The organism is Bartonella sp. AP280QHHD (assembly GCF_042196125.1).
GTDB lineage: Bacteria > Pseudomonadota > Alphaproteobacteria > Rhizobiales > Rhizobiaceae > Bartonella.
The window spans coordinates 1-21,286 of the sequence record NZ_JBHIPQ010000045.1; the positions used below are offsets into that span (position 1 = coordinate 1).

14 protein-coding genes, 3 tRNA genes and 2 pseudogenes are annotated in these 21,286 nt (G+C 37.8%); 2 read left to right on the forward strand and 17 right to left on the reverse strand.

The window, feature by feature from the left end; translation table 11 throughout:
* The 3 genes and pseudogenes from ACFIMK_RS06565 to ACFIMK_RS06575 all read right to left on the reverse strand — a co-directional run.
* A pseudogene (locus tag ACFIMK_RS06565) lies at nt 1-80 on the reverse strand (elongation factor Tu); the annotation flags it as partial.
* Nucleotides 81-262: 182 nt separating this feature from the next.
* Nucleotides 263-336, reverse strand: a tRNA-Gly gene (locus tag ACFIMK_RS06570).
* A gap of 31 nt (nt 337-367) precedes the next feature.
* Nucleotides 368-451, reverse strand: a tRNA-Tyr gene (locus tag ACFIMK_RS06575).
* A 205-nt stretch (nt 452-656) separates the two neighbouring features.
* On the opposite strand from ACFIMK_RS06575, the gene ACFIMK_RS06580 reads away from it, so the two are divergent.
* The gene (locus ACFIMK_RS06580) at nt 657-1,487 is read left to right on the forward strand and encodes a TrmH family RNA methyltransferase (protein WP_375612889.1); all 831 of its coding nucleotides are present in this window, start codon (nt 657-659) and stop codon (nt 1,485-1,487) included.
* On the opposite strand, the gene ACFIMK_RS06585 is transcribed toward ACFIMK_RS06580, so the two are convergent.
* The 6 genes from ACFIMK_RS06585 to ACFIMK_RS06610 form a co-directional block, all read right to left on the reverse strand.
* The gene (locus ACFIMK_RS06585; RefSeq protein ID WP_375638124.1) at nt 1,484-2,215 is read right to left on the reverse strand and encodes a rhomboid family intramembrane serine protease; all 732 of its coding nucleotides are present in this window, start codon (nt 2,213-2,215) and stop codon (nt 1,484-1,486) included. The genes ACFIMK_RS06580 and ACFIMK_RS06585 overlap by 4 nt on opposite strands.
* Nucleotides 2,216-3,090: 875 nt before the next feature.
* Nucleotides 3,091-3,516 carry a DUF2155 domain-containing protein gene (locus ACFIMK_RS06590; protein WP_375611302.1) on the reverse strand — a complete coding sequence of 142 codons (426 nt, stop codon included), beginning with the start codon at nt 3,514-3,516 and terminating at the stop codon, nt 3,091-3,093.
* A gap of 89 nt (nt 3,517-3,605) precedes the next feature.
* Nucleotides 3,606-4,004 (reverse strand): NADH:ubiquinone oxidoreductase subunit NDUFA12, encoded by a 399-nt coding sequence (locus ACFIMK_RS06595; RefSeq protein ID WP_375638123.1) that lies wholly within the window; start codon nt 4,002-4,004, stop codon nt 3,606-3,608.
* A gap of 181 nt (nt 4,005-4,185) precedes the next feature.
* Nucleotides 4,186-5,685, reverse strand: coding sequence for an Asp-tRNA(Asn)/Glu-tRNA(Gln) amidotransferase subunit GatB (gatB, locus tag ACFIMK_RS06600; RefSeq protein WP_375638122.1), 1,500 nt, complete (start codon nt 5,683-5,685; stop codon nt 4,186-4,188).
* 130 nt (nt 5,686-5,815) lie between these two features.
* Complete coding sequence (gene tig / locus ACFIMK_RS06605) at nt 5,816-7,243, reverse strand: trigger factor (protein ID WP_375638121.1); 1,428 nt, start codon at nt 7,241-7,243, stop codon at nt 5,816-5,818.
* 135 nt (nt 7,244-7,378) lie between these two features.
* Nucleotides 7,379-7,461 (reverse strand) — tRNA-Leu (locus tag ACFIMK_RS06610).
* A gap of 133 nt (nt 7,462-7,594) precedes the next feature.
* Between ACFIMK_RS06610 and trmFO the strand changes: the two genes are divergently transcribed.
* Nucleotides 7,595-9,004: a methylenetetrahydrofolate--tRNA-(uracil(54)-C(5))-methyltransferase (FADH(2)-oxidizing) TrmFO gene (gene trmFO, locus ACFIMK_RS06615; RefSeq protein ID WP_375638120.1), complete on the forward strand. Its 1,410-nt coding sequence runs from the start codon at nt 7,595-7,597 to the stop codon at nt 9,002-9,004.
* Nucleotides 9,005-10,041: 1,037 nt separating this feature from the next.
* On the opposite strand, the gene ACFIMK_RS06620 is transcribed toward trmFO, so the two are convergent.
* From ACFIMK_RS06620 to ACFIMK_RS06655, 8 genes and pseudogenes are all read right to left on the reverse strand, one after another.
* Nucleotides 10,042-10,320, reverse strand: a complete 279-nt coding sequence (locus tag ACFIMK_RS06620) for an HU family DNA-binding protein (protein ID WP_375611283.1) — start codon at nt 10,318-10,320, stop codon at nt 10,042-10,044.
* 228 nt (nt 10,321-10,548) lie between these two features.
* Nucleotides 10,549-12,975: an endopeptidase La gene (gene lon, locus ACFIMK_RS06625; RefSeq protein ID WP_375628987.1), complete on the reverse strand. Its 2,427-nt coding sequence runs from the start codon at nt 12,973-12,975 to the stop codon at nt 10,549-10,551.
* A gap of 183 nt (nt 12,976-13,158) precedes the next feature.
* Nucleotides 13,159-14,433, reverse strand: coding sequence for an ATP-dependent Clp protease ATP-binding subunit ClpX (clpX, locus tag ACFIMK_RS06630; protein WP_273723371.1), 1,275 nt, complete (start codon nt 14,431-14,433; stop codon nt 13,159-13,161).
* Between the two features lie 182 nt (nt 14,434-14,615).
* Complete coding sequence (gene clpP / locus ACFIMK_RS06635) at nt 14,616-15,248, reverse strand: ATP-dependent Clp endopeptidase proteolytic subunit ClpP (protein ID WP_375611281.1); 633 nt, start codon at nt 15,246-15,248, stop codon at nt 14,616-14,618.
* Nucleotides 15,249-15,395: 147 nt separating this feature from the next.
* Nucleotides 15,396-16,203 (reverse strand): annotated as a pseudogene (locus ACFIMK_RS06640) (hypothetical protein).
* Nucleotides 16,204-16,213: 10 nt separating this feature from the next.
* Complete coding sequence (gene trkA / locus ACFIMK_RS06645) at nt 16,214-17,590, reverse strand: Trk system potassium transporter TrkA (RefSeq protein ID WP_375611279.1); 1,377 nt, start codon at nt 17,588-17,590, stop codon at nt 16,214-16,216.
* 4 nt (nt 17,591-17,594) lie between these two features.
* The gene (locus ACFIMK_RS06650; protein ID WP_375611278.1) at nt 17,595-18,953 is read right to left on the reverse strand and encodes a sigma-54-dependent transcriptional regulator; all 1,359 of its coding nucleotides are present in this window, start codon (nt 18,951-18,953) and stop codon (nt 17,595-17,597) included.
* A gap of 1 nt (nt 18,954) precedes the next feature.
* Nucleotides 18,955-21,222: an ATP-binding protein gene (locus ACFIMK_RS06655; RefSeq protein WP_375611277.1), complete on the reverse strand. Its 2,268-nt coding sequence runs from the start codon at nt 21,220-21,222 to the stop codon at nt 18,955-18,957.
* Nucleotides 21,223-21,286: the final 64 nt, after the last annotated feature.

Below are 21,286 nucleotides of genomic sequence, written 5' to 3' on the forward strand. Positions count from 1 at the left end.
GAGGTCTTCCCATGATCAACGTGACCAATCGTACCAATATTAACATGCGGTTTTGTTCGTTCAAACTTGCTCTTCGCCATTGCTATTAATCTCTTGTTTTATTCCCTATATTTTATTAGCACCTAGGGACAGTTCTGCAAAACTTAAGTCTGACCAGACTGTAAACAGCCGAATCACCACAACTCTTAGACGGAAAACCCCACCAAATCTATAAATGGAATATCCTCCATCATACCTATTTGCCCAATCATCAATAATCATTTGGAGCGGGTAGCGGGAATCGAACCCGCATATTCAGCTTGGAAGGCTGCTGCTCTACCATTGAGCTATACCCGCATGACCCACGTACTAACTCTCCTTCGATGAATGGTGGAGGGGGTTGGATTCGAACCAACGTAGCATACGCAACGGATTTACAGTCCGCCCCCTTTAACCACTCGGGCACCCCTCCATTACACCGATAAAGTCGCGCAATGAGACATCACGACAACCATCTTGAATACCCATTCAATTCAATCTGATTGCGAAGTGGTTATGACGATTACTATTGTATCTGTCAACAGAATAAATACAATTCTGTACAAATTTCCTGCTCATAATTTTAAATCATAGATTTTTTCTCTCTATTTTTCTTATTAACACGTTATAAAGAAGCTATGAAAGAAAAAACATCACAAAATTCTCATTATGCTCGTTTGCGTCGCCGATATCGCGATACAAAAGGCTCTCCTTCTCGATCTTTTACACACCCAAAGAAGAAAGCTGCTTCTTTACAGCAAGAGATCATCCATCTTTATGGCATTCATTCTGTTCAGGCTGCTTTAGAAAACCCAAAAAGAATTTTAAAATGTCTTTACGTTACACAAAATGCCTTAAAACGATTAAATATATCCGAATCAGATTATCCTTGCTCTGTTACATTATGCACCCCCAAATATCTTGATTCGCTTGTTGGAAGTGAGGCTGTTCATCAAGGTATTGTTTTGGAAACTCTCCCCCTCAAACCATGCAAACTGTCGGAACTAACCAATACTGATCTGGTCATTGTCATGGATCAAATTACCGATCCACATAATGTTGGCGCTATTATGCGCTCTGCAGTTGCATTGAAAGCTAAAGCACTTATTACAACTTGCCGTCACTCTCCCCACGAAAGCGGTGTTCTTGCGAAAGCGGCATCTGGAGCTCTGGAAATGATTCATTATATTACCGTACGAAACCTTGCTGAAGCTCTTCAAGAACTTCATCAAACAGGTTTTACAAGCTTTGGTCTCGATTCAGAAGGTGACCAACCTCTAGAAACAGCATTAACAGGGAATAAAATTGCTCTTGTTTTAGGAGCAGAAGGTAAAGGTTTACGTAAAAAAACACGCGAAACCGTTTGCGCTTTAACACGCCTTGACATGCCTGGAAATATTAAATCATTAAATGTTTCAAATGCAGCAACAATAGCTCTTTATGTGGCACATCAATATCTTAGATTCTAGTTTTTAATTTTTTGTGAAACATCAAAAAAACCAACCAACAAAAAACCCGCAAAAAACCCGCCAATATGAGCTTCCCATGCTATTGAGATGCCATTTTCTTCAAACAAAATAGAAGAAATACCTATGATCAAATCAGTCGTCAGCCATACACTCATATAAACAAGCCCCCCCTTAGAACACAGAGCTTTTTTGACAGATAATAAAGGTCCTAAAAGTTTTTCGTTCTGCGCATTGACAGCTAGATTACCACTAGGAAAACCGTAACGTGCAATAGCACCCATCATTCCAGATACGGCACCTGACGCCCCAATAAGTGATATGGTACTTTCTTGATGAAATGTAAAATAAGTCAAAACAGAAATAACTGCCGTTAACACCCAAAAAATTAAAAAACGTAAAACACCAAAATGCCTTGCTAAAGGAGAGCCGAAAACCAAAAGCCAAACCATATTAAGAGCAATATGTTTAAAACTACTATGCATAAATGAATAACTCACCATGGTATAACAAAATGCTACAGGATCCCTCTTAAACAATGCTGGTATAAATGAAAAAAGCTCAAGGCTTTCAACATAAACATGATGAGAAAAAAAATACTGAGAAATGCAATAAAGACAAAAACAAAATGCTATCAAAACAACTATAATAAATGGAACATTCAATAAGGGTTCTTTAGGTTGTTTTGGCAATCGGGAAACATCATTATGTTGGTGACTAGAAACTTTCATTGTATAAAATCTCGTATTTTTTAGAAAATGGGTTATACTTTATACAAAATAAATATACCATTCCCAGTGATGCAGAATCTTCTCAACGCCTCTTCGAAACCCCTTTTTAAATTTTCAATAGCTCTATATGAAAACACGTGTATTTTATACAAAAGATTTTAAAAAGCATGGATATCAAGAATATGATTTACAAACTTAGTGGTATCCTACTTACTTAAATGTGAAGTTACCATGCAATATACAAGAACTTACGAATAGACAAACTCACTTATGAGGTGGTGTATAATAAAAATATATAAACATTATTTTCTTACTAGAAATATATTGATTATTGCATTTTTTAACCAAGCTATACTTCGATTGATAAACTTTAAAGAATCTTAAATCTCAATTTTTCCATTAATATGGCCTGCATTGCTTCTACGCTTTGAACGAAAAACGACATCTCTATGAGAAAAATACCAATACAGCGTTCTCTAGATATAATAATTAGTGTTTCATGATAAATTACTTACTTGATAATCTGTTTCCCACATACATGCAAAAGCGTCAGTTCATCTCTTTAACAAATATAAACAAGCCTTTCATTTCAACCTTTAACAGATATAATTCAAGAACTGTCTCTTATGAAACACTTAAAAAATATGTTGATTCTAATGATGCATCTTTGAATTTAAACAGTTCATGACGGAATTTTTTATTCCTTTTTTAGACAGTGTTATTGACACATCCGCCACTTGTAACGCGCAAGAGAATAGTTTGGATTATTCAATATAAAAAAAATTAAATGAGGTAATCATAGGAATTTGCTATTAAGTTGTAAAATGATAAAGGACCATTATAAATCAATGTATTATAAATAGATAACACACTAATTATTGAAGAGGAAGATCTTGAGCATTCTGCTTGCAATCCTTTAACCACACATCATAAATAGGATGCTCAACAGCGTTCAAACCAGGACTATCTGCAAACATCCATCCTGTAAAAATACGCCGTATTTTTTTATCTAATGTTACTTCATTGACTTCAACAAAACCAGTTGTACGCGTGGGTTCATCTTTAGAGCTCGTATAACACGCACGTGGTGTTACCTGTAATGCGCCGTACTGATAAATTTTACCAAGAGTAACTTCAAAACGTGTGGTCCGTCCCGTGATTTTGTCAAGACCTGCAAAAACAGCAATTCCATTGCTAATACGCTCAGCCCGCACCCCATTATTTAAGGATAAAAACACTAAAATTTCCATAAAAAAAATATAAAAAAAATGCCTCGCCCCTAACAATAAAAAAAATCTCATCATATCAAAATCAATCGCACCTTAAAAAATAATTCTTTTCATAACATAGAGTCAAATAAGACAAAAATACACACGCACATTAAAACATGTTATTTTTTAGGTGACCACGCATCATAATCTTCATGCACACAAGAACGCTCTCCATTGGAGGTGATAGCCCCCTTTGGTCGATAGTTCTCATTTGTTCCTGTCATATTGGCAACATGTGGCTTTTCCCATTCATAAGGATGATAATCCTCTTGTGTTGGTGGACACTCACAGCGATGATGAATCCAGCCATGCCAACCTGGTGGAATAGTAGAGGCCTCAGAATAGCCTTTATAGATAACCCAACGGTGCGGATAACCATCCTTATGAAGTCCTCCTTCATAATATATATTTCCAAATTGATCTTCCCCTATCCGCTTACCTTTGCGCCATGTGAAAAAACGCGTACCAATGGTATTGCCATTCCACCATGTGAAGATTTGCTTAAAAAAACGAGCCATCTGCTATTCCATTCATTTAGTGCGTTCATGAAATTAATCGTTGGAATAAAATTATTAACGATTGAAATTATCGAAAAAGTTACTAGTAAATTCAACTACAATTCCAATTGATAGGTTAACGTGCTATCCTTTAATTTCAAGAAGATATCATATGTATGGCTTCTTCTCCACCCCATAAAATTTAATCTATGCCAAGTTTCATCTTAACCAATTCATTAACAGCTTGGGGATTTGCCTTACCACCTGTTACTTTCATTACCTGTCCAACAAACCAACCAGCTAAAGCAGGTTTGTGCTTTGCTTGCGCAACTTTATCAGAATTATTGGCAACGATCTCATCAACAGCTCTTTCAATAGCCTTTGTATCCGTTACCTGCTTCATATTTCGTTCTTCTACAATTTGGCGTGCATCTCCCCCCTCATTCCAAATAATCTCAAAAAGATCTTTGGCAATTTTTCCAGAAATAACTCCTTCTTTTATAAGATCAATAATGCTTCCCAATTGATTTGGCGATACTGGTGACTCTTCAATCTCACGATTATCTTTATTTAAAGCCCCTAAAAGGTCGTTAATCACCCAATTGGCAACTATTTTTCCATCACGCCCACGCGCTACCTCTTCAAAATAATCAGCAATAGCCTTTTCTGTCACAAGAATGGAAGCATCATACACTGTCAATCCCATTTCCTTAACAAAACGTGCTTTTATAGCGTCAGGCAACTCTGGTAAGTCTGCTGCCAAAGCATCCACAAATGCTTGATCAAATTCTAACGGTAAAAGATCAGGATCAGGAAAATAACGATAGTCATGCGCTTCTTCCTTTGAGCGCATAGAGCGCGTTTCACCTTTAGCGGCATCAAAAAGCCGAGTCTCTTGATCTATGACGCCTCCATCTTCTAAAATTGCGATCTGACGACGCGCTTCATATTCAATTGCTTGACCAATAAAGCGAATAGAATTCACATTTTTAATTTCACAGCGCGTTCCAAAATTTTCACCAGGACGACGAACAGATACATTGACATCTGCACGCATAGAACCTTCATCCATATTGCCATCGCAAGTGCCCAAATAACGAACAATCGTACGCAATTTTGTCATATAGGCTTTGGCTTCATCTGATGAGCGCATATCAGGCTTGGAAACAATTTCCATAAGAGCAACACCAGAACGATTAAGATCTACAAAAGACATTGTTGGATGTTGATCGTGCATCGATTTTCCAGCATCTTGTTCAAGATGCAACCTCTCAATTCCCACTTCAATATCCTCAAATTGGCCATTCGAATCTGGACCAACAGATATAATAATCTTTCCCTCTCCCACAATCGGATAGCGAAATTGAGAAATCTGATACCCCTGCGGTAAATCTGGATAAAAATAGTTTTTGCGATCAAAAACAGATTTTAAATTAATATGCGCCTTTAATCCTAACCCCGTTCGAACCGCTTGACGAACACATTCTTGATTAAGAACAGGCAACATACCTGGCATGGCTGCATCAATAAGTGATACATGATTGTTCGGCTCTGCACCAAATTTGGTTGATGCTCCTGAAAAAAGTTTTGAATTTGATATGATTTGCGCATGAACTTCCATGCCAATGATGACTTCCCAATCACCTGTAACTCCAGAAATAAAACGCTTAGAATCAGGAGTACGCGTATCAATGATGCTCATTGCCAATCCACTACCAATATTTTAAAATTCACTCATGGCTTATCTAAAACCATTCTCTCAGTGCAATCCTAGGATATAAATCTTACAACACAAGCCCGATTTTATCGGGCTTGTGTTGTTTGCATAAATATTAAGCTTTTTTAGGAGCCTTTTTCTTAGCTGGTTTTTTCTCTGTAGACGTTTCTTTCACTTCAGACTTTTTCTTTGCCTGCTTTTCTTCAGGGACATCTGATTCGTCATATTCTTTCATCAACTCTTCAACCGTCACTTCTTTATCTGTGACTTTTATCTGTGCTAATAAATGATCAATGACCTTTTCTTCAAAAATCGGAGCACGTAGATTTTCAACAGCTTCCGGAGTCTTACGGAAAAAATCCATAATCTCTTTCTCTTGTCCTGGATATTGGCGAACCTGATCAAAAACTGCTGCTTTTAGCTCATCCTCACTAACTTTAACACCAACCTTCATTCCAATTTCAGAAAGCACCAAACCAAGACGAACACGACGCTGCGCAAGGACACGATATTCCTCACGTGCCTTTTCTTCTGTAATACCTTCATCTTCAAAACTGCGCCCAGCCTTTTTCAAATCATCATTAACCTGAGCCCATATATTGTTAAACTCAACCTCTAAAAGTTCTTCAGGAATCTCAAAATTATAATCAGCATCTAAAGCATCAAGAATTTGACGCTTAACTTTTTGACGTGTCACTGAACCATATTGGCTTTCAATCTGCCCACGAACGACCTCACGTAAGCGATCTAGAGACTCTAAACCAACTTTTTGCGCTGCTTCATCATCAATTTTTAATTCATCTGGTTTAAAGACAGCTTTGACAGTAATGTCAAACTCTGCTTCCCGTCCCGCCAAATGTGCCGCACTGTAATTATCAGGAAATTTAACAAAAATCGTTTTTACATCCCCAGCTTTCACACCAACCAATTGCTCTTCAAAACCAGGAATAAATTGTTTTGACCCAAGAATCAGTTGTGCATCACTATCTGCCCCACCTTCAAATGGAACGCCTTCAAGCTTACCTTGATAATCTATGGTAATGCGATCACCTTCTTCAGAATTCCCCTCTTTTAGAGAATAATTACGCGTAGAAGAAAGGACGCGATTGACTTGATCATCAATATCCTGTTCAGGAATAGTTGCAATTTCACGGATAACCTTAATATGTTCAAAATCTTTAATGTCAATTTTTGGTAAAACTTCATACTTTAAACTAAAAGTAAAATCAGCTTTGCCATCTAGAATTTTTTCATCTTCATCTATATCAATTTTTGGCTGCATCGCTGCACGTTCATTGCGGTCCGCTAAAATAGAACGGGGTGCATCACTGAGTATCTCATTGAGAATCTCCGCCATAAAGGATTTACCATACATTTTTCGCAAATGCCCACTAGGCACTTTACCGGGACGAAAACCATTAAGCTTGATTTTTCCCTTGGTATCATCCAATCGTTCATTCAACTTTTCTTCTAAATCTTTCGCTGGAACCACGATCTTAATTTCGCGCTTCAGTCCTTCATTAAGCGTCTCGGTAACCTGCATTAAACACCTTCATTTTTCTAAGGAGAGGGATCAACCCACTCTAATAATCATTACATTCTAACACTTCGAGTGTTACATTTACCATGAAGCGGAATTTCAGACACGTAGAAATCCGTAGCACTTAAGGGATTGCTTTGGTGCGGATGGAGGGACTCGAACCCCCACGGTCTCCCGCCAGAACCTAAATCTGGTGCGTCTACCAATTTCGCCACATCCGCCAAACTGACAAGCTAATAACCTTATACAAGCGGCGTCTCTATACCATTAATTACAGAAAAAAAGCAAACAAATATATTAAAAAAAACAAAATCTACGCTTTTCATACACGGCTGCTTACGCTAAAAGTCGATTATGTTAAAGACATTTGATACTCCAATTCATATCATCGGTGGTGGCCTTGCAGGGTGTGAAGCAAGCTGGCAAATCGCTCAGTCAGGAATTTCTGTTATTTTGCATGAAATGCGCCCCCTAAAAAAATCAGATGCCCATAAAACCGATCATTTGGCAGAACTGGTTTGTTCAAATTCATTTCGTTGCGATGATTCATCAACAAATGCCGTAGGACTTCTCCATGCTGAAATGCGATTAGCGAAATCATTAATTATGAAAGCTGCTGATACCAATAAAGTCCCTGCAGGGAGTGCTCTTGCCGTTGACCGTGATGGATTTTCAAAAACCGTTACAACAGCACTAGAAAACCACCCTCTTATAACAATCAAACGTGAAGAAGTTCAAAAAATTCCTAAAGCTTGGCAACATGTTATCATTGCAACAGGTCCCCTTACCTCATCTGCACTTGCTCAAGAATTACAAGCAATAACCGGAACAGAATCGCTCTCTTTTTTTGATGCTATTGCACCTATTATCCATACCGATAGTATTGATATGAATATTTGTTGGTATCAATCTCGCTATGATAAAATTGGTCCTGAAGGAACAGGAAAAGATTACCTTAATTGTCCCTTAAATAAAGAACAATATGAAACATTCGTTCAAGCGTTAAAAAATGCCGACAAAACAGAGTTTCGTGACTTTGAAAAAACACCCTATTTTGATGGGTGCCTACCCATTGAAATTATGGCTGAACGCGGACTTGAAACTTTAAGACATGGACCTATGAAACCTATGGGCTTAACCAATGCCCATAACCCTACAGTTAAACCTTATGCTGTTGTTCAATTACGCCAAGATAATAAACTTGGAACCCTTTACAATATGGTCGGCTTTCAAACAAAACTGAAATATGGTGAACAAATTCGCATTTTTAGAACGATTCCCGGTCTTGAAAAAGCAGAGTTTGCGCGTCTTGGTGGTCTTCACCGCAATACCTACCTCAACTCTCCAATCATTCTTGATCAAACCCTTCGTTTAAAACAAACAAAACGACTACGCTTTGCAGGACAAATTACCGGATGTGAAGGTTATGTAGAATCAGCTGCAATAGGGCTTCTTGCTGGACATTTTGCCGCTGCAGAATATCATCATAACTGTCCTTGCCTCCCCCCACAAACCACTGCATTCGGTGCCCTTTTGCATCATATTACGGGGGGGCATATTGTAATAGAAGAAACAGAAAGACAATCCTTTCAGCCAATGAATATCAATTTCGGACTCTTTCCCCCTATTACTTCTATTAAACATTCAGAAAAACGCTTACCAAGTAAAGAAAAAAAATTAGCAAAAAAGCAAGTTATAACAGCGAGAGCTCTCAATGATTGTATTCAGTGGTTAGCAAATAAAGAATCAAAGAGCTTCTGTTGATAAAAATCACACGATTCGCCTCTCTAATAAATCTCTATGACTCTCATGAAAAAGTCATTCTAAAGCCTTTTACTGTCTTCTCCAATCCATGAATACTTCTCTATGTTTCGTTATTTATTCTATAACGTAGATGCTATAAAAAACTTTATCGCTATAAAAAACTTTACCGCTATCAATGATTTAATGACTAAAAACAAAATAATTATATAAACATATTATGAATAATCAAAATAAATAAATGGAAATACACAAGTAATACTGTACTATCTTTATTAATAGTTTTTATATTACGTAATGTATATTATTTTATAAGAGTAATTTTTCTGTTTTGTAACTTCCTCCCTCAAAATTTATGATCTTCTCTTATTTTAACTCTTGTATGATGAAGGAAAAATACTCGCTTGCATATCACAAGTGAAATAAAGATATGGAAAAAATATTTGTAGGATAGAGCTGGAGCTATCTCTCCCCTCTCAAATGCCAAGAAAAATCCCAATATTAAAAACCAAATCTGAATATCAAAAGATTTTTTTATTTCAGGATCTTATAATAAATCAATAAAATTATCCTCTTGGTGCGTCACAAGAAAGGTTGGCGTATAAGAGTAAAAGAATAAAACTATCCCTTATGCACTCGTCTCAGATATCTGGGGCTAGTCGCAACATTATAGGAACTGAGAAAATAGATAGCAAGGTGGCACCAACATGCACTTTTATTAAGCGTAAATGGTGATATATAATAACTTTTATGGACTTTACAGAGTTTTCCGCTTCATATTATTTACGGATCTTGTTTTGAAATAAATACCGTAACACTTCAGCGTAATAAAAGTTAATATTACATTTTATAAGCCATACCCGCGCTCAATTAATAGAGTACAATATTTCATTGAAAAGACTAAAAACAATATATTTCAGCAATACATGAAAATAAAAAATATCGCAAGGATCTCAAAGTTTTATGTGAAAAACAAGCATAACACATGTGTTAAAAAAACCCGTTTATAAATAAATCGGGTTTTTTTAATGTAGCTTAAATTATTTTTTATTAACTGCTTCTTTAAGGCTTTTTCCTGCAGAAAATTTGGGTACAGAACGTGCTGGAATATCGATTTCAGCACCAGTTGAAGGATTACGCCCCTTTGTTGCAGCACGATGAGAAACTTCAAAAGTGCCAAAACCTGGAAGACGAACATCTCCCCCTGAAGCCAAAGCTTCTGTTACAGAAGCCATAAAAGCATCAACAACAGCACCAGCTTGCGCTTTCGAAACACCTGCCTTTTCAGCAACGGAGCTAACGAATTCACTTTTATTCATAAAATATTTCCTTTCCCTATATTACCTGAACATGACTTAATCATGTTATTGGTCAGTTTATTGAAAAGTACAGCAAACAGAAGTCTTATTTTTATCCAAAACATTGTTTTTTAGCAATAATCACAGTTATTCACGGAATTTTTCACTTTTTCCAACAAAAAACAGAATAATAACCTCAACAACATCTTCTACCACCTAAAAAATGCCGTTATAAATGAGATAAGTGAATCAGTGCGCAATCTGTATTCCTTCACTATCACTGCTCTCTGACCGGATTGGCACAGCCCCTGTAGAGGGTTCTTTCCATTCAATAGTGTCTGGAAAACGAACCAAAGCGTGTTTCAAAACTTCACTCACATGATTTACCGGAATAATTTCCATATTATTTTTGACATCATCAGGAATATCAACCAAATCTTTTGCATTTTCTTCAGGAATAAGTACTTTTTTTATCCCTCCTCGAAGAGCTGCTAAGAGTTTTTCTTTTAATCCACCAATGGGTAAAACGCGTCCACGTAAAGTAATTTCACCAGTCATTGCAATATCTTTATGCACAGCTACTCCTGTAAGGACCGAAACAATTGCTGTCACCATTGCAATCCCAGCCGATGGGCCATCTTTTGGTGTCGCACCCTCTGGAACATGAACATGGATATCGCGTTTTTCAAAAAGTGGAGGTTCAATACCAAAATCAACAGCACGAGAACGTACATAAGATGCTGCCGCTGAAATGGACTCTTTCATAATATCACGTAAATTTCCAGTTACAGTCATCTTCCCTTTGCCGGGCATCATAACTCCTTCAATAGTCAATAACTCTCCACCGACTTCTGTCCACGCAAGACCTGTTACAACACCAACTTGATTTTCTCCTTCAATCTGATTGTAATGATAACGTTTAACGCCCAAGAAATCATGAATATTACTTTCTGTAACTTTTACAGATTTTTGATGTGTTTTGAGAATTTTTGTAACGGATTTGCGGGAAATTTTCATGAGTTCACGTTCAAGGTTACGAACGCCTGCCTCACGTGTATAAAACTGAATAATTGACCTTAGTGCGCCATCAGAAATACTGAGTTCTTTTTTAGATAAACAGTGATCTTTTAGTGCCTTTGGTAAAAGATGCTGTTTAACAATTTCCATTTTCTCACATTCAGTATAACCAGCGATACGAATAATTTCCATACGATCCATTAACGGACCTGGAATATTAAGCGTATTGGCAGTTGTGATAAACATGACATCAGAAAGATCATATTCAACTTCCAAATAGTGATCAATGAATGTACCATTTTGTTCAGGATCAAGAACTTCTAATAAAGCGGATGAAGGATCACCACGAAAATCTTGGCCCATTTTATCAATTTCATCAAGCAAGAAAAGCGGATTAGATTTTTTTGCTTTTTTCATAGACTGGATAATTTTCCCAGGCATCGAGCCAATATATGTTCGGCGATGTCCACGAATTTCTGCTTCATCTCGGACACCTCCCAATGAGATACGAACATACTCACGTCCCGTTGCCTTTGCAATAGAGCGCGCTAATGATGTTTTCCCTACACCTGGAGGACCTAACAAACAAATAATGGGACCTTTTATCTTTGACGCGCGACTTTGTACGGCCAAATATTCAATAATTCGCTCCTTAACTTTTTCAAGACCAAAATGTTCATTATTCATGACCTTTTCAGCAAAATCTAAATTGTTTTTAATCTTAGATTTTTTACCCCAAGGCATTGCTAATAACCAATCAAGATAGTTACGTACAACTGTCGCTTCTGCAGACATAGGAGACATATTCCGTAATTTTCTCAATTCTGCTCCAGCTTTTTCCTGTGCTTCCTTGGATAGTTTTGTATTCTTGATACGTTCTTCTAATTCAGAGAGTTCATCTCGGCTATCATCACCTGCTCCTAACTCTTTTTGAATAGCCTTCATCTGCTCATTGAGATAATATTCTCGTTGGTTTTTTTCCATTTGCCGTTTAACATGCGAACGAATACGTTTTTCAACCTGCAAAACAGAAATTTCTCCTTCCATGAAGGACAAAACACGTTCAAGACGGGCCCGCACAGGTAAGAGCTCTAATATTTCCTGTTTTTCTGCCAGTTTAATCATCAAATGAGAAGCAATCGTATCGGCAAGCTTAGAAGGATTATCAAGCTGGCCAATCGCATTCACAACTTCAGGAGAGATTTTTTTATTAAGCTTTACATAGTTTTCAAAATAAGTAATCACTGACCTTGAAAGAGCTTCAATCTCAACATCACTCTCTCTAGGTTCTTCTGTAACAGTTGCAAAAGCCTGATGATAACCTTCACTTAAAGAAAATTGACTAATTTTTGCACGTGCAGTTCCTTCAACCAAAACCTTTACAGTACCATCAGGAAGCTTTAAAAGTTGAAGAATATTAGCAAATGTACCAATATGATAAACATCCTCTGATTTTGGATCGTCATCAGAAGCATTTTTTTGTGTCACCAATAGTATTTGCTTATCAACCGCCATCGTTTCTTCAAGAGCACGAATTGATTTTTCGCGGCCCACAAAAAGTGGAACAATCATATGGGGGAAGACAACAATATCACGAAGAGGTAAAACAGCATAAACCCCATCTCTTACTTCATCTGTCTTTTCATCAATATATTGCATAACTCTCCTTTCTGGAGCCTATGAGCTATCTACAACAATTAGCCCACCTTTAGAAAATCTCAGCTCTTCACTGTACATGAAGTGGTAATTACTCATACATAAATCAAGCATTATAATGATATTATTAGAAACACCTATCAAATACCGTTCACTACCACCTTTTATATTGTGCATCGCACAATGTCATGCTGATACATTTTCTTTATCTTCTGCACGTTCTGAGTAAATATAAAGAGGACGCGCTTTACCATCAACGACATCACTCGAAATAACCACTTTTTGAACGCCTTCAAGAGCCGGTAGCTCAAACATCGTCTCAAGAAGGATCTTCTCCATAATAGAACGTAAACCACGAGCACCAGTTTTACGTTCAATTGCTTTCTTTGCAATAACACGTAAAGCATCTTCATGAAATGCTAACTCAACATTCTCCATTTCAAAAAGACGCTGATATTGCTTTACTAACGCATTTTTAGGTTGGGATAAAATTTGCATGAGGGCGTTAACATCTAAATCCTCTAAGGTAGCGACTATAGGAAGCCGCCCAATAAATTCTGGTATTAAACCAAATTTAATAAGATCTTCAGGCTCTAAATCACGAAAAATTTCACCGACACAACGCTCATCCGGAGCCTTAACAGTCGCAGAAAAACCAATAGAAGTTTTTTCACCACGCCCTGAAATGATCCGTTCTAAACCTGCAAAAGCTCCCCCACAAATGAATAAGATGTTTGTGGTGTCAACCTGAAGAAACTCTTGTTGCGGATGCTTACGTCCACCTTGAGGAGGAACAGAAGCAATCGTTCCTTCCATAATTTTTAATAATGCTTGCTGAACTCCTTCCCCCGAAACATCTCTTGTAATAGAAGGATTGTCTGCTTTACGAGAAATCTTATCAACCTCATCAATATAAACAATACCACGCTGCGCACGTTCAACATTATAATCTGCTGCTTGAAGAAGCTTCAAAATAATATTTTCAACATCTTCTCCCACATAACCCGCTTCAGTCAAAGTGGTCGCATCCGCCATCGTAAAAGGCACATCAATAATACGTGCTAATGTTTGTGCAAGATAAGTTTTACCACAACCCGTTGGACCAACAAGAAGAATATTTGATTTAGCCAACTCAATATCATTGCTTTTAGACTGATGCGCCAACCGTTTATAATGATTATGAACAGCAACAGAAAGAACACGCTTTGCATGCTGCTGACCAATAACATAGTCATCAAGAACTGTTATAATTTCCTGTGGCGTAGGAACACCATCACGCACCTTAACCCCAGAAGACTTATTTTCTTCCCGAATAATATCCATGCAAAGCTCTACACATTCATCACAGATAAATACAGTAGGCCCCGCAATGAGCTTACGCACCTCATGCTGACTCTTGCCGCAGAACGAGCAATAGAGAGTATTTTTTGATTCGTTCCCGCTATTGCTAATTTTGCTCATTTTTCTTTCCTTTCACCACAATATATGAACACTTTGCCTTTTCAAAGGAAGCCTTTCATCATGAAAACTAAAAGACATATAGAAAACCATGCATGTCTCAATACTTTTAGGTGTTTCTCTTATTTTGCGATATTTTTTATAAAACTCTTGATTTAAAGTAGCTGTTTTTTCTATAAAAATTCTTAATCTTTTTCTTCTTTTTCAGTTTCTGCACGGTATTGTATAACATCATCAACTAAGCCAAACGCTTTGGCTTCTTCTGCTGTCATAAAATGATCGCGATCGAGAGTTCTCTCTATAACCTCATAATCTTGACTCGTATGTTGAACATAAATTTCATTTAAACGCCGTTTCATCTTTATAATATCTTGCGCATGTCGCTCAATATCTGAAGCTTGACCTTGAAAACCACCAGATGGTTGATGCACCATAATACGTGCGTTTGGCAATGTAAAACGATGACCTTTTGCTCCAGCCGTTAATAATAAAGACCCCATAGATGCCGCTTGCCCCATGCAAAGCGTAGAAACAGGAGGGCGAATAAACTGCATAGTATCATAAATAGCCATACCAGATGTTACGACACCACCTGGAGAATTAATATAAAGACTAATTTCTTTTTTAGGATTTTCCGCTTCCAAAAAAAGCAATTGTGCACAAACAAGCATTGCCATACCATCTTCAACAGGTCCATTAATAAAAATAATCCGTTCCTTTAAAAGACGGGAAAAAATATCATAGGCCCGTTCACCACGATTTGTTTGTTCAATAACCATAGGAACAAGGCTTAATGCTGTTTTCATTGGATCACTCATATTTTTACTTTCCGTTCATATAACAACCGCTCTTTACACATTCAATGTTTTTGTCCATATGTTAACATTACTCTCTTGTGCAAGCTACAATCAAGAGATTGTATAAGATAGATTAAAATCTCAATAGTTAAAATAGCAATAATAACTCTACCTAAACAAATGATGAACATCCGGAATGCGAGATACCGCCCAATGGTAAAAACTTCCTTCCTGAGGTCTTTTCGTGGTCTTTGTCTTTCTGTGAATATGAAAGCCTATCAAGCGTGAATCTGTAAGCGGCTTTACGCCAAAAGCTGGTTCAAAAATACGTTCAGTTTTTCGCCCAGTCCAATAATAAAAAGTTTCCTTTTCCTTTGCTTCATGAAAAAAAACATATTGTTTTGCTAATCGTGAAATACCATCATTGCCAAATATTGTAACGCCAAGATTTCCCGGTAAAATCGGCATTTTTTTCCTCTTTAACCAAAACGGTCTCCAAACACGACGCTTAAACCCAAGCCAATGAGGAATAATTTCTGCACCTGCCCAATAATCCTCAAATATTTTTATAATAGGGTTATTGGGCGGAAAATAAAGTGCAGAAACGCCTACTCTTGTATTATTTTTCTTGCCAACCAAACCTTATCCGCATCTGGATGAAATTGTTTAACAAGGTAAACATCTGTATCTAACCAAACACCTTGTTGATATTTCATCAGCATAACACGAAAAAAATCCGAGAACTGAACAATTGTACACCCTAATTTATCATCAGAAAAATCGGAATCAAGGCGATAAATTGCTGAGCGTGGTAAAATTGATTCGGCTTCATGCAGCTCAACACCAGCAGGGAGATTATCTATTTTTTATCATAACTAAAAAGCTTAACGCGCTGTCCAGTTTTAACCATTGAAGACAAACAAAGCCTATCTACCAATCTTAATTGTCCACTATACCAAAAAGTACAAATATCCATAGATAATATATCAAAAATATTCTAAACTTACGCGAAAGAGTTGTTCAACATCACGAACCCTATCAGCAAGAGCAAAAATCACTATTCTATCACCAGACAAAATACGCGTATCTGCCGAAAGCTGTATTATTGTCTTATTGCGATAAATTGCACCAATTCTCAAACCATCTGATAAATTGAGCTCTGATAATGACTTACCAACCAATGAAGATGTTTGCATCACTTCAGCTTCAATAATTTCTGCTCGGCCATTAAAAACTGAATGAACAGAACGAATACGCCCACGGCGCATTTGTTGCAAAATTCTCGATATTGTAACACTATGGGGATTAAGATATGCATCCACACCAACAGCACGACTAAATTCTTGATAGGCAACATTATTAATCAATACCATATTGGCTTTGCAGCCCAATCTTTTAGCAATAATAGCGCTTAAGAGATTAACCTGATCTTGATTGGTCAATGTAATCATTAAATCGGACTGATCAATTCCCGCATCTTGAAGAATCACTGGATCTAACACGTTACCGTATAAAACTGTTGTTTTTTCAAGCTGATCAGCAATTGTGAGGGCTCTTTCTCTATGCGCTTCTATAATCTTCAATTTTAATTTATGAAAACGCTTTTCAATAGCCTGTGCAACATAAAGGCCAATGTGACCACCCCCTGCAATAATCATGCGGTGGGCATCTTGTTCTTTATGACCAAAAAGCCCAACAGCACGACGCATCTGTTCACGAGAAACAACAAGATAGGTTATATCACCAACGCGTAGTTGCGTTTCTGAATGTGCAACCAATAATTCCGCGCCACGTTTAATAGCAGTAACCGTCGTATGAAGATCTGGAAAAAGCTCTGTTAATTGACGCAAAGGTGTATTAATAACGGGACAATCTTCCATGCATTCCAAAGCTAGTGCCACAATATCATCATTACAAAAATAAAGAACATCTATTGCACCAGGTAAAGCAATACGGCGCAAAACCATTTCCCCAACTTCAACTTCTGGCGAAATAACCACATCAATGGGAATATTCTCTCTGGAAAAAAGCGTCTTATAACGTGGTTCTAAATAAGATTGTGAGCGAATACGAGCAATTTTTGTGGGCACATTAAATAATGAATGTGCTACTTGGCAAGCTACCATATTAACTTCATCAAACAAAGTGACAGCAATCAACATATCAGCTTTGTCTGCATCTGCAGCCAAAAGAACTTCAGGCCGTGAACCGTGACCAACAAAACCTCTCACATCCAATGTATCGCGAATCTTTTCAATTAATCTCGTTTCAATATCAATAACAGTAACATCGTGATTTTCAGCAGCAAGACGCTCTGCTATCCCATAACCAACCTGTCCTGCTCCACAAATAATAATACGCATCGCTTTAAGAAACTCCAAGCGCTTTAAGTTTACGGTGCAAAGCTGAACGCTCCATGCCTATAAATTCAGCAGTACGTGATATATTTCCACCCAAACGCCCAATCTGCGCCACTAAATATCTCTTTTCAAATAATTCTCGAGCTTCACGTAACGGCAAATCCATTATACTTTCATCTGAATCCATTTGAAGACGTGGCAAAGAATCACTTACTTCACTGGGAAGAAAGTCCGCTGTTATAGGACCATCACCATCCCGCACAAGAATAAGAAGACGCTCAATATTATTACGTAATTGCCGCACATTACCCGGCCAAGCGTGCGTTTGCAAAATAGCAATCACATCATCACTGATTGCACGCGGTTTAATCCCAACCTGCTGTGATATTGTTTTTACAAAATGATGTACAAGTTCTGGAATATCTTCACGACGCGCTGAAAGGGGCGGAACAACAATAGGAACAACGGAAAGACGGTGAAAAAGATCCTCCCTAAAGCGCCCATCAGAAATGAGGTTTTCAAGATTTTGCGCTGTCGAAGAAATGATACGGACATCCACCTTAACACGTTTTGTGCCGCCAATTCTCTCAAATGTTTGCCCCGTTAAAACCCGAAGAATCTTCCCTTGAGTCTCACGCGGCATATCAGCAATTTCATCAAGATATAAGATACCGCCATGAGCTTCCTCTAAGGCACCAATTTTACGCTCTCTTCCCTCCATTTCGCTGCCAAACAGCTCTATTTCCATTCTTTCCGGAGTAATCGTTGCAGCATTTATTGTAACAAATGGCCCATTCGAACGCGTTGAGAGCGCATGAATAGCTCGTGCAACAGTCTCTTTTCCTGCCCCTGAAGGACCTGTTATCATGATGCGACTATTGGTTGGTGCTACTTTTTCTATGATTTGACGCAAATTTTTTATAACTGTCGATTTTCCGAGCAACTCTAATGTCTCGTTCGAACGCTTTCGCAATTCTAAAAGCTCACGTTTTAAATTTGAATTTTCAAGTGTTCTCTCTGCAACCAATACAAGTCTATCAGCTTTAAAAGGTTTTTCAATGAAATCATATGCCCCTCGCTTTATAGCGGAAACAGCCGTCTCAATATTACCATGACCAGAGATCATAACGACCGGAAGAGCCGGATATTGTGTTTTAATTTCATCAAGCAGTGCTAAACCATCGAGACGACTACCCTGTAGCCAAATATCCAAAAAAATGAGCTTTGGAATACGCTCACTAATTTGAGCCAATGCTTCATCAGAGTTACAAGCAACACGCGTTTCATAACCTTCATCATCTAAAATACCAGCAACAAGCTCACGAATATCTGCTTCATCATCAACAATCAAGATATCTGATACCATACTATTCCCCTATCTTATGATTTATGGCTTGTATAATATTACCCTGCTTACCCCCATCCGCTGGAAATATCAAACGGATCATCGCACCACGACCTTCATAAAAACTCTCCGGTGCATCATGAAGCTCCATGAAACCACCGTGATCTTCAATAACTTTGCGCACAATAGCTAACCCCAGCCCTGTTCCTTTTTCCCGCGTTGTTATATAGGGTTCTAATAACTTTTGTCTTTGCTCTTTAGGAAGTCCTTTCCCGTTATCAACAACATCCACAACCACCCATTCTTCCTGACGATAAGAACGGATAAGAATATGACCGTGAATATTTTCCTCTCGCATAACTGAATCTATGGATTCGCTCGCGTTTTTGATAACATTGCAAAAAGCCTGTACAATGAGACGGTTATCAAATGCACCCATAAGTGGTAGAGTTCCTAAATCTTGCTCAAAATGAATATCATGTCGCGTCACCTCTATCAAGAAACATGCTTCGCGCAACAATTCTCGTATATCTAAAATATGCATTTTGGGTTTGGGCATACGTGCAAAAGAGGAAAACTCATCAACCATACGCCCAATATCTCCAACCTGCCGAATAATTGTGTCAATACACCGCTCAAAGACCTCTCTATCTTGTGTAATAGCTTTGTTATAACGTTTACGAATGCGTTCAGCGGATAACTGAATAGGTGTAAGAGGATTTTTAATTTCGTGTGCAATACGCCGCGCAATATCCGCCCACGCCGCTGTACGTTGCGCTGCAACAAGGTCTGTAATATCATCAATTGTTAGAACCCAAGATTGCCCTTGTCCATCATCCTCCTCCATCGTAACTTGGACATTACAGACACGCTCTTTTCCTGCAACGTTTAAAGTGACCTGCTCACGATGGTTTTTACGATCCAATGAACGCACAAACTGAAAAACCTGCCAAATTTCAGCGCTTAAAGATAAAAGACTTTTTCCAACAACGCGCTCTGAGCGAATATCAAACATCGCTTCAATAGACCGATTGATAATGGTGATATCACCATTATCATCTATACCTGCTACTCCCGCTGTTACACCCGATAACACAGCTTCAGAAAAACGCCGTCTTTCATCAATTTGATCACGCACTGCAATCAATTCATTACGCCGACTTTTCAATTCACTGACCATGTAATTAAAAGTTTTGGATAATTGCCCAATATCTCCATCTTTTGCTCGTACTGGCACGAAAATTTCCATATTTCCAGAAGCAACATCATCGGCAGCACTAATGAGAAGACGAATAGGACGTACTAAGCGATCAGCAACAGCAATAGCAGCCCAAATGGCTGATAAGAATAAACTAAAAAAAAGACACAAATAAAGCATACCAAATGCAATCTGTGTCAGCAGGCGATTCTCATTTAAATCACGATAACGATCTGTATTAACTTCTGTCAAACGCAAAGCAGATAAAACACCTTTATCAACGTCACGCACCAAATATAAAAATGTGTTTGGAATATTGGTAAATTTTAAAATAATACCAAAATAATCATGAACGCCTGGTTGAAAAGAAAAAGGTCTCGCACTGGTTGCACGTTCAATAAGATGAGAAGGAGGAATTGGCAGTTTATCTTCATCACCAAGAGCACTCGATACAAAAATAGCTCCACTAGAACTTAACAAAAATGCACCACGCAAATTGCGTCCTAGAGCATGACGCGTCAATTGCATCCTATATTCAGCTGGATTACGTTCTAAGAGTTTTTTGTTATCAAGTGCAAATGCCATCGCGTAGGATAAATTTTTTAAATTTTGGAGCATTTCATCTGCATAAGCATTTGCTAAATCAATAGAAGAGCCCACAATTTGCCGCGTTGTTGTATCAAACCATCGATCAAGTCCCAAATTTAGTGCTGGACCCGATACAAGAGCTACAGCAACAGCTGGCATTGTCGCAACAAGTGCAAACAATGAAATAAGGCGCACATGAAGACGCGATCCTGCACGCCTTGAACGCCAAGCACGAATGATCGGTATCATCTCATAAAAAACGATGACAATAAGCCCTAAAACCCAAAAACTATTAATTCCTATAAGAATAAGGGTTACTGTTCTACTGGGAACAACAGGAGTTAATCCAATAAGAATAATAAATGAAACAGAGGCCGTAAGTAAAGCCAATACAATAATTGTAATCCCTAAAAAAATATATACCTTACTTAAACGATACAACTCATCGTTATAAGTATTTTTATCTATGTCTTGAAGATTCGTCACAGATGTTATATTCGTCATGAGCTTACATACCCTTATCCCATTATTCTCATATAACCTTTTGTAGCAAAAATTGACAATACTA

Bases quoted from the DNA above. Each gene is read 5' to 3' on its own strand.
- ACFIMK_RS06580 (WP_375612889.1), top strand. From the start codon at position 657: ATGAAAGAAAAAACATCACAAAATTCTCATTATGCTCGTTTGCGTCGC.
- ACFIMK_RS06585 (WP_375638124.1), bottom strand. From the start codon at position 2,215: ATGAAAGTTTCTAGTCACCAACATAATGATGTTTCCCGATTGCCAAAA.
- ACFIMK_RS06590 (WP_375611302.1), bottom strand. From the start codon at position 3,516: ATGAGATTTTTTTTATTGTTAGGGGCGAGGCATTTTTTTTATATTTTT.
- ACFIMK_RS06595 (WP_375638123.1), bottom strand. From the start codon at position 4,004: ATGGCTCGTTTTTTTAAGCAAATCTTCACATGGTGGAATGGCAATACC.
- gatB (WP_375638122.1), bottom strand. From the start codon at position 5,685: ATGAGCATCATTGATACGCGTACTCCTGATTCTAAGCGTTTTATTTCT.
- tig (WP_375638121.1), bottom strand. From the start codon at position 7,243: ATGCAGGTTACCGAGACGCTTAATGAAGGACTGAAGCGCGAAATTAAG.
- trmFO (WP_375638120.1), top strand. From the start codon at position 7,595: ATGTTAAAGACATTTGATACTCCAATTCATATCATCGGTGGTGGCCTT.
- ACFIMK_RS06620 (WP_375611283.1), bottom strand. From the start codon at position 10,320: ATGAATAAAAGTGAATTCGTTAGCTCCGTTGCTGAAAAGGCAGGTGTT.
- lon (WP_375628987.1), bottom strand. From the start codon at position 12,975: ATGCAATATATTGATGAAAAGACAGATGAAGTAAGAGATGGGGTTTAT.
- clpX (WP_273723371.1), bottom strand. From the start codon at position 14,433: ATGAGCAAAATTAGCAATAGCGGGAACGAATCAAAAAATACTCTCTAT.
- clpP (WP_375611281.1), bottom strand. From the start codon at position 15,248: ATGAGTGATCCAATGAAAACAGCATTAAGCCTTGTTCCTATGGTTATT.
- trkA (WP_375611279.1), bottom strand. From the start codon at position 17,590: ATGCGTATTATTATTTGTGGAGCAGGACAGGTTGGTTATGGGATAGCA.
- ACFIMK_RS06650 (WP_375611278.1), bottom strand. From the start codon at position 18,953: ATGGTATCAGATATCTTGATTGTTGATGATGAAGCAGATATTCGTGAG.
- ACFIMK_RS06655 (WP_375611277.1), bottom strand. From the start codon at position 21,222: ATGACGAATATAACATCTGTGACGAATCTTCAAGACATAGATAAAAAT.